The 458-nt window shown below is 47.8% G+C and carries 1 pseudogene; it reads left to right on the plus strand.

The annotated features are described in order from the left end of the window. Nucleotides 1–15: 15 nt before the first annotated feature. A pseudogene (locus tag A3729_RS29955) lies at nt 16–458 on the plus strand (2-isopropylmalate synthase); the annotation flags it as partial.

The following is a 458-nucleotide window of genomic DNA, read 5'->3' on the forward strand; positions in this document are numbered from 1 at the left end:
TATAGGAGCATCGCGATGTCATTTGACCACCGTAAATATCAGGCTTTTCCTCGTATAGAGTTGCCCTCGCGCCAGTGGCCTAATCAGCATATTGAGCGTGCGCCGATTTGGTCAAGTGTCGATCTTCGGGATGGAAACCAAGCCTTGATAGAACCCATGTCAGTTGAGCAGAAAAAACGCTTGTTCAAGTTGCTGGTCAAGGTAGGGTTTAAGGAAATTGAAGTCGGCTTTCCAGCGGCATCGCAGCCTGATTTTGACTTTGTTCGTTGGGTGATTGAAGAGCAACAGGTCCCGGATGATGTAACTTTGCAGGTTTTGACCCAGGCACGGCCCGAGTTAATCGAGAGGACATTTGAGTCTTTGAAAGGTGCGCGTAGAGCGATTGTTCACGTTTATAACTCCACTTCTACGGTACAGCGGGAGCAGGTTTTCAAGCTTGGAAAGCAAGGTATTATTGA

Source organism: Oleiphilus sp. HI0043 (assembly GCF_001634935.1).